At 58.3% G+C, this 14,892-nt stretch carries 10 protein-coding genes; 1 reads left to right on the top strand and 9 read right to left on the bottom strand.

Going from position 1 to position 14,892, the window contains the following annotated elements; all coding sequences use genetic code 11:
* Positions 1–18 precede the first annotated feature (18 nt).
* The 9 genes from WHS88_00730 to WHS88_00690 all read right to left on the bottom strand — a co-directional run bounded on the left by WHS88_00730 (position 19) and on the right by WHS88_00690 (position 11,053).
* On the bottom strand, positions 19–1,581 hold the full coding sequence (locus WHS88_00730; protein ID MEJ5258697.1) for a 2Fe-2S iron-sulfur cluster-binding protein: 1,563 nt from the start codon (positions 1,579–1,581) through the stop codon (positions 19–21).
* Positions 1,578–3,938: an NAD(P)H-dependent oxidoreductase subunit E gene (locus WHS88_00725; protein MEJ5258696.1), complete on the bottom strand. Its 2,361-nt coding sequence runs from the start codon at positions 3,936–3,938 to the stop codon at positions 1,578–1,580. The genes WHS88_00730 and WHS88_00725 overlap by 4 nt, the downstream gene beginning before the upstream one ends.
* Positions 3,935–5,680, bottom strand: a complete 1,746-nt coding sequence (locus tag WHS88_00720) for a PQQ-binding-like beta-propeller repeat protein (protein MEJ5258695.1) — start codon at positions 5,678–5,680, stop codon at positions 3,935–3,937. Before WHS88_00720 ends, WHS88_00725 begins: the two co-directional genes overlap by 4 nt.
* Complete coding sequence (locus WHS88_00715) at positions 5,677–6,978, bottom strand: 4Fe-4S binding protein (GenBank protein MEJ5258694.1); 1,302 nt, start codon at positions 6,976–6,978, stop codon at positions 5,677–5,679. The genes WHS88_00720 and WHS88_00715 overlap by 4 nt, the downstream gene beginning before the upstream one ends.
* Positions 6,975–7,541: a 4Fe-4S binding protein gene (locus WHS88_00710; GenBank protein ID MEJ5258693.1), complete on the bottom strand. Its 567-nt coding sequence runs from the start codon at positions 7,539–7,541 to the stop codon at positions 6,975–6,977. Before WHS88_00710 ends, WHS88_00715 begins: the two co-directional genes overlap by 4 nt.
* The gene (locus WHS88_00705) at positions 7,522–7,782 is read right to left on the bottom strand and encodes a twin-arginine translocation signal domain-containing protein (GenBank protein ID MEJ5258692.1); all 261 of its coding nucleotides are present in this window, start codon (positions 7,780–7,782) and stop codon (positions 7,522–7,524) included. The genes WHS88_00710 and WHS88_00705 overlap by 20 nt, the downstream gene beginning before the upstream one ends.
* Positions 7,779–8,816, bottom strand: coding sequence for a hypothetical protein (locus WHS88_00700; GenBank protein ID MEJ5258691.1), 1,038 nt, complete (start codon positions 8,814–8,816; stop codon positions 7,779–7,781). Before WHS88_00700 ends, WHS88_00705 begins: the two co-directional genes overlap by 4 nt.
* A 56-nt stretch (positions 8,817–8,872) precedes the next feature.
* Positions 8,873–10,276, bottom strand: coding sequence for a PQQ-binding-like beta-propeller repeat protein (locus WHS88_00695; GenBank protein ID MEJ5258690.1), 1,404 nt, complete (start codon positions 10,274–10,276; stop codon positions 8,873–8,875).
* A 144-nt stretch (positions 10,277–10,420) separates the two neighbouring features.
* The gene (locus WHS88_00690; protein ID MEJ5258689.1) at positions 10,421–11,053 is read right to left on the bottom strand and encodes a LysM peptidoglycan-binding domain-containing protein; all 633 of its coding nucleotides are present in this window, start codon (positions 11,051–11,053) and stop codon (positions 10,421–10,423) included.
* 174 nt (positions 11,054–11,227) lie between these two features.
* On the opposite strand from WHS88_00690, the gene secA reads away from it, so the two are divergent.
* Positions 11,228–14,857 carry a preprotein translocase subunit SecA gene (gene secA, locus WHS88_00685; protein ID MEJ5258688.1) on the top strand — a complete coding sequence of 1,210 codons (3,630 nt, stop codon included), beginning with the start codon at positions 11,228–11,230 and terminating at the stop codon, positions 14,855–14,857.
* The last annotated feature ends 35 nt before the right edge of the window (positions 14,858–14,892 follow it).

Here is a 14,892-nt window from a genome sequence, read left to right as displayed (position 1 = left end):
TGCTGCACTCCATATGTTCTATCGATTTTTCAAGGCCCACGCACCGGTCGGACAAACCTGCACACACAGACGAGCCGCCTGCCCCGCCGCTTTATCAGGGGCCTCATCCAGAGCGGCGGAAACCTGCATCCCAAACCCCCGGCCGCGGAAGGTCAGGCCTTCTGAAACCTTGTTTCTGTTTAAAACCTGTACACAAAGTCCGCATTGAATACATTTGCCGGATTCAAACACAACCTCCCAATGAGAATCTGCACGCGCATATTGTCTGCGCTGCCCCTTATACGTCCCGACAACGGGCTTCAGTTCAGTAGAAAGTTGACGTAATTTGCAGTTTTTCTTTTTTCGGCAGTCGCAGTGAAGGCACCGACGGGTCTCTTTTGCCGCTTCCTGTTCGGAAAAACCCGTTTGAGGGTCAGCCGGTTCGACTCGAGGTATCAAGTCGGCTGAAGAGACAAATTTCCGCCATTCTTCCTCCGTTAAGGTTCCCAAACGGCTGTGAAACTCCGAGGGTTCCCCCGCCGCTTTGCCTTCCGTAAGATATTGGTGAATAGAGAGGGCCGCAAGCTTGCCATCTGCAGCAGCCCTGACACAGAGACGTCGGCTTCCGATAAGCCCCCCGCCTGCAAAGACCCCCTCCATCGAGGTTTGAAGGGTCGAATGGTCCACCTCGATGTGTCTATCCTTCATCCGAAGCCGGGATGCCAAATGCTCATCCGCCGCCCCTTCACCGAGAGCCAGAAAAACCGCATCAAAATCCCGACGCAGATTCTCCAAAGAAATGTCACGCCCCAGTTTCTGATTCGGGCGGAAAGAAACCCCCAAGTCAAAAATCAGCCCGATTTCCCGCTCGAGAATCTCTTCAGGCAGTTTCTCCCGGAAATCGCGGCATCGAAGCATCCCGCCGGCCGCGTCTTTTTGTTCAAAAATCACACATTCATGCCCATGCCGAGCCAGATAATACGCCGCGGAAAGTCCGCAGGGCCCGGCCCCGACAACGGCAGCTTTCTTTCCGCTGGAGGGCCTGCAAATAGGTCGATATGGTGTCGGGGACTGTAAATCCCTGTCGGCGGCAAACCGCTTGAGCAGGCAGATGGAAACGGCTTGGTCCTGACGGGCGCGTCGGCAAACCCTTTCGCACGGGGCCGGACAAATGCGGCCCAAGACCGCAGGCAGAGCAAGGTCTCTTTTGACAATCTCTATCGCTTTTGTCCATTCTCCGGCAGCCAGATAGCGAATCATCCGCGGGATATCCATCCCCGCCGGACAGCCCGAACGGCACGGCCCCTCACAATCGCCGATATGGTCGCTCAAGAGCAATTCGAGTGCAGCCCGGCGAGCCGCCAGAACCTGCGGCGTATCCGTTCGCACCCGCATCCCCTCCTCTGCGGCCAAAGCACAGGAAGGCATCAGGCCGCTGAAGCCCTCCACCTCCACCACACACACCATACAGCTGGCGGACGGCTCAAAATCCCGACGATAACAAAGGGTGGGAATAGGAATGCCGAGGGACTGGGCGGCCTGCAAAACTGTCGCTCCCGGCGGCACCTGAACCGTTCGATTGTCAATGGTCAGTGTAATCATCGTCCTGATTCCACACACACGGCATCCGCCGGACAAACCGCCCTGCAGGTCCCGCAGCGGATGCATCTGTCCTGATTAATCTGATGCGGCTGATAGGGCTGCATTTCAATGGCCCCCGCCGGACAATGCTGGGCGCAGCGCGTGCAGCCGATGCAGCGGTCTGTAATCGTATAATGAATCAACGCCCGACATCGCCCGGCCGGACAGCGGCCCTGCAGATGCGCTTCATACTCCTCCCGAAAATACCGAAGGGTCGAAAGCACCGGGTTGGGGGCGGTTGAACCCAGTCCGCACAGACTGCCGGCCTGAATCAGATGCCCCAGCGTTTCCAGCTTGCCCAAGTCGGCTGCTGTTCCCTCGCCGCGGCAAATCCGCTCGAGAATCTCGAGCATCCGTTTGGTTCCCACCCGACAGAACGTACAGCGTCCGCAGGACTGCCGCTGGGTGAACTCAAGAAAATACCGGGCGATTTCCACCATACAGTCGCTTTCATCGAGCACGACCAGCCCGCCGGAGCCCATCATCGCTCCGGCCTGCGTAAGCGAATCATAATCGATGGGAATATCCGCCATCGACGCCGGAATACAGCCGCCGGAGGGACCTCCGATTTGCACGGCCTTGAAAGGTTTTCCGGAGGCCGTTCCGCCGCCGATTTCCTCGACAATCCGCCGAATGGTCACCCCCATCGGGACTTCCACCAGTCCGCCCCGTCTGACCTTTCCGGCCAGCGCAAAGACCTTCGTGCCGCGGCTGCCGGCTGTTCCGATGGAGGCCATCGAGGCGGCCCCCTGCCGAACAATCGCCGGCACCAGGGAAAGGGTTTCGGCATTGTGAATCAGCGTCGGTTTGCCCCACAGGCCTTTTTCAGACGGGTACGGCGGGCGCAGCCGCGGCATCGGACGCCGCCCTTCAATGCTGGCAATCAGCGCCGTTTCCTCGCCGCAGACAAACGCCCCGGCGCCGGTACAAATCTCCAGCTGCAGGGAAAAATCCGTGCCGCCGATGTGCTCGCCCAGCCAGCCGTGCTGCGAAAAGATCTTCAGGGCCTCTTTCATCCGCTCCACCGCCAGCGGGTATTCATCCCGGATATACAGATACCCCTGCGAGGCTCCGACGGTCCAGGCGGCAATGACCATCCCTTCTAAAATCCGAAACGGGTACGATTCCATCAGCATGCGGTCCATGAAAGCGCCCGGGTCGCCTTCGTCACCGTTGCAGATAATATATTTGGGGGTATCAGGATTGTCCCGCACGGCCTGCCATTTGCGAAAGGCCGGATAGCCGCCCCCGCCCCGCCCGCGCAAACCGCTTTGTTCAATATCTTTTAAAACCTCCTGCGGGCTCTTTTCGAACAGGCATTTTCGCAGGGCCTCCAGGCCGCCCTGTTTTTGAAAATCCTCCCAATCCAGCGGGCCGGACCGCCCGGCACCATCCGTTGCCAACGGCACCTGCGGCTTTAGATAGCCGCTCAAGTCCTCATTCCGAATCGTGGTTTCAAATCGAACGGGCGGTTCGCCGAACCGGTCTTCAATCAGCGTATCCAGAAACCGGCGGACTGCCGAGCCGATGCGAGCTGTGAGGGTCTGCGGGCGAAAATGCCGATGCAGAATCGCTTCGGCATCGGAGGGCTTCACACATCCGTAGCGATAAATCCGCCCTCCAGTCTCCACCTCCACCAGCGGAGCCAGATAGGAGGCCCCATGGCAGGACACGTCACGCAGCCGCACCCCCAGACGGTCCCGGCGAATCACGTCCTCAAATGCCTGATAAACCCGATGACTTCCCACCGCCCGGCAGCTCGTATCCAGACAAATTCGTATTTCACCGTCTCCGCCGGAAACCGCTTTTTGTCCAGACGCGCCTGCGCCCGTCTGGGTCTGGCTTAAGAAATCCCGCAGAACAGAAGGCACCTTCTCCGGCGACAAGTAGCCGTAAATCACATCATCAATCTGCACGGCCGGCGCCAGCATACAGCAGCCCAGACAGGCCACCTGTTCCACGGTAAACAGCCGCTGGGAATCGGTGTCCTCCTCCCGCGGAATCTGCAGATGCCGCCGAAAGGCCTCAAACACCTCTCCGGCTCCCTTGACGTGGCAGGCCGTCCCGACACAAACCCGAATGCGGTGCCGACCGGCGGGTTTGAATCGAAATTGGTCATAAAACGTTGCAACCCCCCACAGCTCGGCCGGCGAACGCCCCAGCCGTCGGCTGAGATGCTGCAGGGCCTCGGGGGGCAGATAGCCGTACTGCTTCTGAACGGCCTGAAGCAGCGGCAGCGTCTTGTCCGGGCTGCTGCCGATTTGCTCGACACACCGGTCCACAAACTCCTGGACAGAGGATTCCGTCAAAGCATTCATTGCCGGTTCTCAATGCAGTACAGGTGCCGGCTGCCCCGCAGGTAGATGCGTCCGGGTGCAAAGGCCGGCGAGGCGGTAAAGGATTCCGGCAGCTCATTTTGTCCGATTTGTTCAAATGTGCGGGCGGCCCTGACCAGAATCATCCGCCCTTTGGTGCTGAGCAGATAGAGGGTATCGCCGACCAGAACCGGAGAGGCCTGGAACATGGCCTGAAGGTCCTGACTGTACAGCCGGCTGCCGTCCTGAACGTCGAAACATTCCAGCACGCCTTCCGAATCAACCGTCCAGACCAGACGGCCGTCGCTGACCGGGCTGCAGATATCCGGAATGCTGCCCTCGGCTTTCCAAAGAAGTTCGGCCTGTGCCTGCTCCGAAGCGGCCTGCGGCGGACGGACGGCCGCCAGATAGGTATAAGGATAAACCGCAAAAATTCGTCCGGCGGCGGCAATCTGCGTGGGCGCCACATCGCCGCCCAGACAATCCAGCCGCCACAATTCCCGGCCGTCCGCCGCATCATAGGCAATCAGCCAGGGTGAGCCGCTGGTTAAAATCTGCATCTGCCCGTTCCAGTCCACCACCGTGGGGGATGTCCAGGAATTGGGCACCGGCCGCTCCCGCTCCCACAGTGTTTGACCGGTGGTGATATCCAGTGCAATCAGTTTGCTCCGTCCGGGCTCGTAATCCTGATCGAGCTGAATAATCAGGCGGTTTTCAAACACCGTCAGGGAAGAAGCGTACCCGTAGGCGCTGGCGGGCACACCGAGCGAACGAACCCATTGTCTTCGCCCGTTCAAATCAAAACAGGCAACCTGGCCGTCGGCAAAAATGGCCGCCACAAATACCCCGTTTACGGCCGCCGTCGAGGCCGCATAGCCGGTGTCCTCCATAATGGTCATTTCCTCCCGCTGGTCTGCCGGCGCCAGGGGCACCTGCCCGGTCCACAGCAGTGTGCCGTCCTCGGCATTGAAGCAGTACACCTCCTGCCGCTTTGCATCGGCACCGGTCAGAAAAATCCGATTTTCCCAGACGACCGGCGAATTGTGTCCGGGCAGCTCCACCGGCACCTTCCAGCGAATATTTTTCCCCGAGGCCCCGTCCCATTCCGTCGGGATATTGTCAAACCGACAAATGCCGGCTCCCTGCGGACCCCGGAAGACCGGCCAGTTTTGGTTCATCTGCTCCCAGGAGGCAAATGCCGGACGGCTCTCGGAGGACTCCTCCGCACCCGCAGACTCCTGCGGGGTTTGAGACCCCTGAAACGACCAGAAAAGAGCCGCCGAAGCCAGAACAGCTGTTCCGGCGGAAACCGCCCAGCGTGCCCGGCGGGCGGCCTGAATCTGTGCGGCCGTTCGGTCTTCGAGCGGCTCCGGATGCGGGGGCTTCTGATGGAAAGACCGCACCCAGAGAACCGTCCCGACAAAAACGGCACCAAACAAAACAAACAACCCGCTGCCCCGATATAGGAACTGAAGGCGCGCCAGATGGTCCCGACGATAGCGGACGTCGAGCTGCCGAATTTCCTCCGCCAGCGATTCATCCGCCCCTCCGGCCTGGTACACATGTCGAAGGGCCTCCAGTTTCCGGCTGCGCCGTTCGTCCGTCACCTTCAAATGGTAAAACTGAATCACCAGCAGAAGAGCCGTAACCGCCCAAAAAACCGCCGAGACAATCAGCGAACTGACCGCCGCCTGATACTGCGGATTCTGCGGAAGAAGATACTTGGACTCATCGTGATTGTTCATGATGTCTCTCCGCTGTCGGTCGGCTTGCCGGTTTCCCAAATCCGATGTCTCGGACAGAACGCAAAACATCGTCCGCAGGCCAGACAGCCCGCCCGGTCGGCCTCATAATCCGTCCGTTTGAAATGGATGCTTATCTGAATCAGTTTAATGCCGGCGACGAAGCCGACAAAAGCTCCCGCCCAAAGCCCGCCCCAGGCAAACCGCTGGAAGACATCGGCTTCCTGAGCCCAGAGACTCCGGAGGGTTCTGCCGGACACTTCAAAGGCCCGGACCGTATCGGTCGGTTCCGTCATCAGTCCGGCCTGCCGAAGACGGACCTGCCGGGCCAGTTCCACCGTCGGATGGCCGGCGGCCAGTCCGGTGTGTACGCGGTAGCCCAGCCAACCGCCCAGACCCATCAGAACAAACAGCAGCCCAAACAAAAACACCAGACGGCGCCGCTCGACTGGACGCATGGACTCCGGCCAAGGCGCCGTCGGCGGCTGGATGGCCCCAAAGGGGCAGGCATCCTCACACAAGCGGCACTGAATGCACTCGTCCGGCGTAATCCGCACCTGCCAAAAAGCCAAACGGCCCGCCTGCCGCAGCAGCAGCCCGTACGGACAAACAAACCGGCAGTACGGACGGGCGATAAACACCCCTACTGCCAAAAACAAAAGTCCCAAAAGCCACAGCGGAGTATTGAACCCCAGCCGGAAAAACGCAATAAAGGGATCGTATCGACAAATGAGCAGCCCGGCCCCGACTGCCGCAAACAGCACCGCCGCCGCCAGATACAGCCAGGCCCCGAGCCGAAGAGTCGTTTCCAGCCAGGCCGGAACAGCCAGCGGCCGAAAGACCACCCAGTCCTGAATGGCCCCCAGCGGACAAACCGACCCGCAGAAAACCCGCCCGAAAAACAGGGTAAACAGAATCGGCAGCAGGAAAAAGGCCGCAACAGTCAGCGGCAGCACATAGGAAGAATCGAACAGAGACAGCACAACATTGCCCAGCGAACCGACCGAACAAATGCAGCCCTTGCGCCAAAAGCCGAAATACAGCAGACTGAACACAGACAAGACCGCAATTCCGCGCCGACTTCGCTTTCGCAACGTCAGCCAGGAAGCCAGCCCGAGGGCCGCAGCCAATACCGCAACATCCGCAAGCTCCCACACGGCGGCGCGCGGCAGCGGCGTGGTCAGCGTCGGCATCTGGTAATCAGTCTCAAACTGCGGCGGCGGAAACCGCTCGGCCGCCTGCACCGCCGCAGCCGACAGAATCAGCCCCATCCAAACTCCAGCCCGTCCCAAACGACTCATGGATTGCGAACCTTCAATAAATAGGGGGCCGAGGCCGGAACCCGAACAATCGCACCGGACGGACAAACCCGCCCGATGGCACACTCGTTGCAGTTCAGGCATCGGTCATGGCGAATCTGCAAAAACAGCGACCCGTTGCCGAAGGCGGCACAGCCGACCACACACTTGCCGCAGCCGATGCAGCGGCTTTCATCAATCGTAAACTCAAAATACGGCTCTTCGATGAACCGCCGCCGGATTGCCCCGGTCGGGCACAACTGATGTTCGGCGCCGGTCTGAAGGGCTTTGGGGTCCGGACTGAAATAGCCCGTGCACAAATCGCAATAGCCGCACATCTCGAACGCATGCACACATTTGACCGCAGACTCGCTTAAGACACAATGCGTGGCACAGCGGCCGCAGCCGATGCATTTGTAGGGGTCAATCTGCCAGACCCATTCTTTCGCCCGGCTTCGCGAAGCCAAAGCCGCTGCAGCGGCCCCGGCAGCGCCCAGCGAAACCGTCCAGAGGCCGTCTTTGAGAAAACGGCGCCGGCTGAGAAGTTCAGAGGGCGGATGATTCATCGAATTTCTCCGAAGAGAGTTTTCTTTCAGCAGCCCCGGACCGTGAGCAGGTCCGGAACGAAGAGCACCGGCGGCAATCCGCAATCGCCGGATGAGCGCAGCCGGTCTCGGTCCGCCGGCTTCGAACCCAGAAAGCAGACAGCGCCCCCAAAGCCGCCCACACACCTGCCCGAGCCGCCTGCTTCAAAAAAAGACGCCGCGAAATGTCCGCACCGTCGTCGGAAATTCTGCAATCATTCATTCGTTTTTCTCGAAAATCAGAATGGTATTTCGAACCTGTTCCAGCACGTAAATCCGCCCCTGCCCGTCTGCGGCGACATCCAGTCCCCGGCTGCCGCACTCCTCGGGGGTCTGGCAAACCCGAATGGGGCCCTTCCAGCCCAGCTGCTGCGGCCCGGCCACGACGCCGACCAGACGGCCGTGGTCATCATGCACCTTGACACGAACCAGCCCTTTTTCGCCGGTCACAAAGGTTCCGTCCGGCAGCTGGGCCAGGGCAATCGGATTGCAGCAGCCGCTGAAGCCCTCCAGTTTCACGGACGGGATTCCCCAGTGCCATTCGAGATGGCCGTCGAAGGTGTAGGCCTCGATGCGCTGACGTCCGGGATTGTTGACCCGCAAAAGGCCGTCGTGAGCAATCAGGACATCAAAATACGGACTGGGAATCACAAACCCCTCGATGCCTCGTGAGGGATTCTTTTCCCCCAGGCGTCCGAGAGCATTCCCCTGTTTGTCAAAACGATGAATCACCTTGCCGACGGCATCCGCCGCAAACACATCCTCCGGCCCAACCGCAATGGAAGTAAACAATGCCGTCCGGACCGGTGCCCAGGCGGATAATCTCTCGCCGGTTGGTGAATAGGTTTCAATGCGGTCTGTCATCGCGACATAAAGTACTCCATCGACGGTTTTGAAAGCGGTTGGTTTGGCGGACAGGGAAATCTCTGTGTCTTTTCGACCGTCCGAATTAAACCGCAATAGCTTCCGGTCCCCTGCGGCCCAAATGGCTCCCTCTGAATCCACGTCTATAGCAACGGCCTCAAGAAGAGCCGTTTCGATAGGCGGCCTGCTTTGCCGATAAACCAGCCAGGATGGTTCGATTGCCGTCAATTCCTCGATGGAATAGCGATAGGCCTGCGGGACCTGCTGCCGGACAAACCGGCGGTCCACAAACCAGTACGCCAAAAACCCGGCCCCAAAGGCGGTCAGGGCCAAAAGCACCGCGACCCCCCCCCCATCCGCTTTTGCCCTCTGCTTGTGTAAACGCTGTTTCATTCAACCTCGCTGTTTTAACAGCAGCTAATTGTGCCCCAAAGAACAAGTCCGCTTAATTATTCCTGCCTTCGCAAGTCCAGGCATTTCATAGTTGTGAAATCTCGCACAATCAAACGTCCTTCAACCAAAGCAGGCGGGGCCCAGCTTTCGTGCCCCTCCAGCACCTTGGCCCTGGCCAGCAAAACAAACTCATCGGGGCGGGCCTCAATTAAAGACAAAACGCCGTCATCATTCAGGACAATAATTAGACCGTCTGCTATGATATAGGGCCCCAGTCCGAATTTGTTCTGCGGTCCGCTGGACCAACGGATTTTGCCGTCTGTATCCAAACAAACCATCTCTTTATTCGGCCTGACACCATACAAAAATCCCTGATAGAAGATAGGCGTCTGCTGGTCCGAGCCGAACACCTCCGGCCGGAGAGAAAACAAAATCTCCGGGACGAAAACATCCTGCTGCCTGATAAGACGCATCATCATACTGCCTTTATTGTAGCCGGCGGAAAAAAATAACCGGCCGTCCCCGAGCCAGACGGGTGTAGGAACATGGATGCGGAGCGTCCAGGCATCCGTTTCCCACAGGAGCGTTCCATCATCAGCAGCAATTCCGGCAACACCGCCGACGGCACAATAGACATACATTCGGCGCCCCTCCAGCGTAATTGGAAGAATGGACGAATGCGTCATCTGCCAGCGGCGCGGATTGGGGGTTTTCCAGACAACCTGCCCGCTTTCACAATCCACCGCCATCATCAGGACGTCTTTTCCCGCCGGAGCCAGGATAGCTTTCCCCTCTTCAATCCGCGGGCACTGCCCGGCATACCAGAGCGGCTCCTGGGTCCCGTATTCCCTGACCAGGTCAATTGCCCAGCGAAACCGCCCCGTATCCGCATCCAGACAGGTTACATCACAGCGCGGCCCCATCGTCACAACAAATCGGTCATCCACCGCCGGAATCGTTCGGCTCATTCCATGATTGCGCTTCACCGCAACCGGATAGCTGTACCGCCAGATTTCCCGCCCATCCTCCAGAGAAAAACAGCGAATCGCATCGGCCTGACGGTCCATGTCATAATCAATCAGATAGACCCGCCCATTCCGTACAGCAGGTCCTGCATATCCTTCCCCCAAAGAAACACGCCACAGCTCTTTCGGACCGCCGGAAGGAAATGAACGGATCAGAGGAACTGATTCGGTGCTGACGGCATCGTAATTGAAGCCGCGAAAAGTCGGCCACATCCCGGCAGACTTGGAGGGAATCCCGTCGAATGTCTCCAGGTGCCCCTGTTTGGTTTTGCCGGCATCTGCTTGCGGCACGGAAACATCCGGCCGCCCATCCTCTCCGGGCAGACGCATCGGGACCGACAGATGATAATAAGAATAAATCCAGCCGCTCAGCAGACCCGCTCCGGCGGCTGTCAGCATCAGGGGCACTAACCAAGGCAGATAATATTTGCTCATCGGTCGCCTGTTCCTGTTGATTTCCGAACGGCTGCGGCGGTCTGTGACATCTCCTCCTCAGGCCGTTTCTTATCCCATTCGACAGAACATACCCCCCTTCTGCGAAAGCCCTTTTTGCAAGCCCCCGACCGTTACACCGGACCGCTATTTGGCCGGAATTCGAATTTTGGAGCCAACCTCCAGGGGTTTATTGGAAGAAAGATGCGGGTTCAACTGGAGAATTTCCTTATATCGGGTCCCGTTGCCCAACTGGGTGGCGGCAATCTTCCAGAGACTGTCCCCTTCTTTGATCACATATTCACGGGTCCCCGCCGGTGCCGCTGAAGAGGAAGCGGGCGAGGGAGAAGAGGAGCTCGGCGCCGCCGCAGCAGGGGAAGCGGCCGCAGGAGCCGAAGTCGAGGGTGCTGTCGGAGAGGAAACGGAGACAACGGCTTTGTCCGGTTCTGCAGCGGGCTGGGAAGCCGAGCCGGAAGCCGCTATTTGTTCGAGAGCCGTCTTCATCTGAGCCAAATCGGTCCTGGCCTTGATTAAATCGGTATTGGCCCGCGTGAGGTCATTGCGGGTCCGCATTAATTCCGCCCTCAATTTGGCGATTTCATCGTCCGCCGCCCGCTGTTTTTGCTGCGACTGCAGCTCCAGATTCTGCAGCTGGATTCTGACTTCTTCCGTTTCCGCCCGAGCCGCATTGATTTTGGGTTTGGAGGCCAGAAAACCGAGGCCAAACCCCACTGCAGCAGCTGCCAATAACAGGACACCCATTATCGCTAATTGACGCATTTTCATTTCCTTACAAAAATAAAACGCGAATAATTTACCGTTTCAATGTTTGCAATGCAAGCAAGATTCTCAAGGGGAACAAATCGGATTGAAGTTGCCGTGTTCGCCGGAATCCATTATAAAGGAATCGAAATATTACTGAGAAAGTGAACCGACAATATCAGGATAAATGGTATGGCAATCACCAGTCTGAATCGATGGCTTCTGAAACTCTTCGGCTCCCGCAACGAACGTCTGGTACGCGCTTATATGCAGACGGCCAAAGCCGCCGGGGAATATGAACAGGCCGTTGCAGCCCTGACGGATGAAGAATTAAAAAACAAAACCGCAGAGTTCAAGCAACGGCTTCAAAACGGGGCCCGTCCGGAAGAGATTCTGCCGGAGGCCTTTGCGGTGGTGCGGGAGGCCGCACGACGGACCGTCAAGATGCGGCACTTTGATGTCCAGCTGGTCGGCGGAAATGTCCTTTATGAAGGGAAAATCGCGGAAATGGCTACCGGTGAAGGAAAAACGCTGGTGGCCACGCTGGCGGCCTATCTGGTTCACCTGACCGGAAAACACGTTCACATTGTTACGGTCAACGACTATCTGGCCAAACGCGATGCGGAATGGATGGGCCCTATCTATCGGGCCCTGGGCCTGACGGTCGGCGCCATTCAGGCGGATATGGACACCGTCGGCCCCGAACGGCGGAACCAGTACGCCTGCGATATTACGTACGGCACCAACAATGAATTCGGCTTTGACTACCTTCGCGACAATATGAAGCTGTCGCTGGAGCAGATGGTGCAGGGGCCGCTCGAATATGCTGTCATCGACGAAGTTGACTCCATTCTGATTGACGAAGCCCGAACCCCTCTGATTATCTCCGGCCCGGCCTTTGACGATGTATCGCGTTATAAAAAAGCCGATTCGGTCGCCCGCCAGCTGGTCAGCAGACAAAAACAGATTTATTCCTCCATGCTCAGCCGGCTCGGAGAGCAGGACTATCTGCGGCAGCGGGCGGCATCGGCCGGAAAATCCGAAAAAGACCTGTCCGAAATGCTCGCCAAGTTCCGCTATGACCCGTTTGACCTCGACGAGGAAGAAGCGGAACTGCTGGGTATTCCGCAATTGTTTGTCGTCAAGAAGGATTCCAAGTCCGTTCATCTGACCCATGAAGGCATCGGGACCGCACAGGAGCTGGCCGGTGTCGGCTCATTCTTTACCGGCTCCAATATGGACTGGCCCCACATGCTCGAGCAGGCCCTGCGGGCTCACGTGGTTTTTGAGAGGGAAAAGGACTACGTGGTCCTGGACGGCAAGGTCATTATCGTCGATGAGTTCACAGGGCGTCTGATGCACGGCCGGCAGTGGTCGGACGGGCTTCATCAGGCCGTGGAGGCCAAAGAAAACGTCCAGATTAAGGAAGAAACCCAAACGCTGGCCACCATCACCCTGCAGAACTTTTTTAAATTGTATGAAAAAATCGCCGGAATGACCGGCACCGCCGCCACAGAAGCGGAGGAGTTTCTGAAGATTTACAAACTGGAAGTAGTCGTCATTCCCACCAACCGTCCCTGCATCCGCGAAGACCGCGATGACCTGATTTACAAGACCGAACGCGAGAAATTCAACGCCATCGTGGAGGAGATTTACCGCACGAGCACGGCGGGCCGTCCGGTTCTGGTCGGCACAGTCAGCATTGAAAAAAGCGAGGCCCTTTCGGCGGCGCTGTCCCGACGGCACGGTCTGGAGCACGAGGTCCTCAATGCCAAGCAGCACGCCCGCGAAGCGGCTATCGTCGAAAAAGCCGGCCAGCAGCATACCGCCCCGGACGGCTCCAAACGCGGCAACATCACCATCGCCACCAACATGGCCGGACGCGGCACCGACATCAAACTGGCCCCCGAAGTCCTTTGGGAGGTTATTCAATCCGAGCCGAGTCCCGAAGAAAAAGGCGTTCAGATTTATACCCTCCGCCAGAACGGAACCGGCAAAACGCTCACCGTCAAATCGAACGAGCCGCTGGCGGAGGTCTTCCAGCTGCGCCGCGGCGATCGGTGGGTCGGCGGACTGCATATCATCGGCACCGAACGCCACGAGGCCCGCCGCATCGACAACCAGCTGCGGGGACGTGCCGGACGTCAGGGCGACCCGGGCTCGAGCGTCTTTTTCCTGAGTTTTGATGACGACCTGCTGCGGATTTTTTCTCCGGAATGGGTCATCAAGGCCCTCTCGATGCCGATTATGGGCTGGGAGGAGGGAATGCCGATTCAGCACCGGCGCATCAGCAAAGGCATTGAAAAGGCGCAAAAGAAGGTCGAGGAACGCAACTTTGAAATCCGCAAAAACCTGCTCGAATACGATGAGGTGATGGATTATCAGCGAAAGATTTTTTATGCCCGGCGCCGCAGTCTGCTCAAAGGCGAAGACCTTCAGGGCATTATAGAGTCGATGCTCGAGGCCGTCATCGACAAGGCCCTGCATATTATGCTCGACCCGCTGTATCCGTACCGATGCATCGCAGAATGGGCCAAAAATGAATTCTCCGTGGAGCTGGACGCCCGTCAAATCGAAGGGATGGAGGCGGAGGAAATCGAGGAACGCATCAAAGAAGCCGCCTGCAAGAACCTGTCCAGTGAAATCTCAATCGCCTTGGGGGAATATCTCGAAGATTACACAGACCCCGCCACCTGGAAACTGGATGCCCTGACCCGCTGGGCCATGAGCGCCTTTAAGGTCAATCTGTCGGTCTCCAAACTGCGGCAGATGTCCGCCGAAGAAATCGAGGAAACGCTGATTGACTCGGCCTGCCAGCTGGTGCGTAAGAAAGACGCCGCCCGTTTAGCCGATTTCCTCCGGGAGGATTTTGCCCGGCAGAGCCTGCGGACCTGGACGCGAAACAAGTTTGACATTGACCTGCCGGCCGATGTGCTCGGAGAGAAGAAAAAAGAGCAGATTCGTTCGATCCTGCTGGAAAAGGTGCGGGAAAAATATATCCGACGGCAAATCGAATACCCGGTCGAGTTTGCCATGAATATGGCCTTTGGTCCGCAGGGGCCGAATGTGTACGGAATGGAAGCCCTTGTCGAATGGGCCAACCGCCGCTACCAAATCGGCCTGACCCTCGAAGAGGTTCAGACGGCCAAACCGCAGGACCTTTACCAGAAACTGCTGGCCTGCAGCGAGCGGTATTATCGGGGCGGTCTGGAGGAGGACATCGCCCGGATGACGGAACAGGCCGCCTCCCTCGAACAGCTGGCGCAGCAGGCCGCCGAGCGGTTTGCAGCTCGCTTTGACCCGAATCAGTGGTCTGACAAACAACAGGCCCAGGCGGACATCCTGACGGCTGCGCGGGCCTTCCTCCGCCGGGAACTGAGCGAGCTGGAAAAATATGTGCTGCTGCAGATTCACGATGCGGCCTGGAAAGACCACCTGTACGCGATGGACCGGCTCAAAGAAAGCATCATGCTGCGGGCGTACGCGGAGAAAGACCCCAAGATTGAGTACAAACACGAGGGGTATCAGATGTTCGAGCAGATGCTCGAATCGATTGACGACAAGGTGACGGATGTGATTTTCCGGGTGCGGCTGGTTGAACCGGCGGCCCAGCGGCGCAGCGTCTGGACCATCAGCCAGGCCCAGCATGACCAGGTCGGCCAGTTCGAGATGGCCCAGCGTCAGCAGGCCGCCGCCCAGGCCCCGCAGGGTGAAGTCAAGGTCAAAACCATCCGTCTCGAACAGCCCAAAGTCGGACGCAACGACCCCTGCCCGTGCGGCAGCGGAAAAAAATACAAAAAATGCTGCGGACAAAATGCCTGACGCATTTCGGGAAACTCTTTGATCTGAGGAGCCCA

Source organism: Anaerohalosphaeraceae bacterium (assembly GCA_037479115.1).
GTDB lineage: Bacteria > Planctomycetota > Phycisphaerae > Sedimentisphaerales > Anaerohalosphaeraceae > JAHDQI01.
This window is presented reverse-complemented; position numbering and strand designations above follow the sequence as displayed.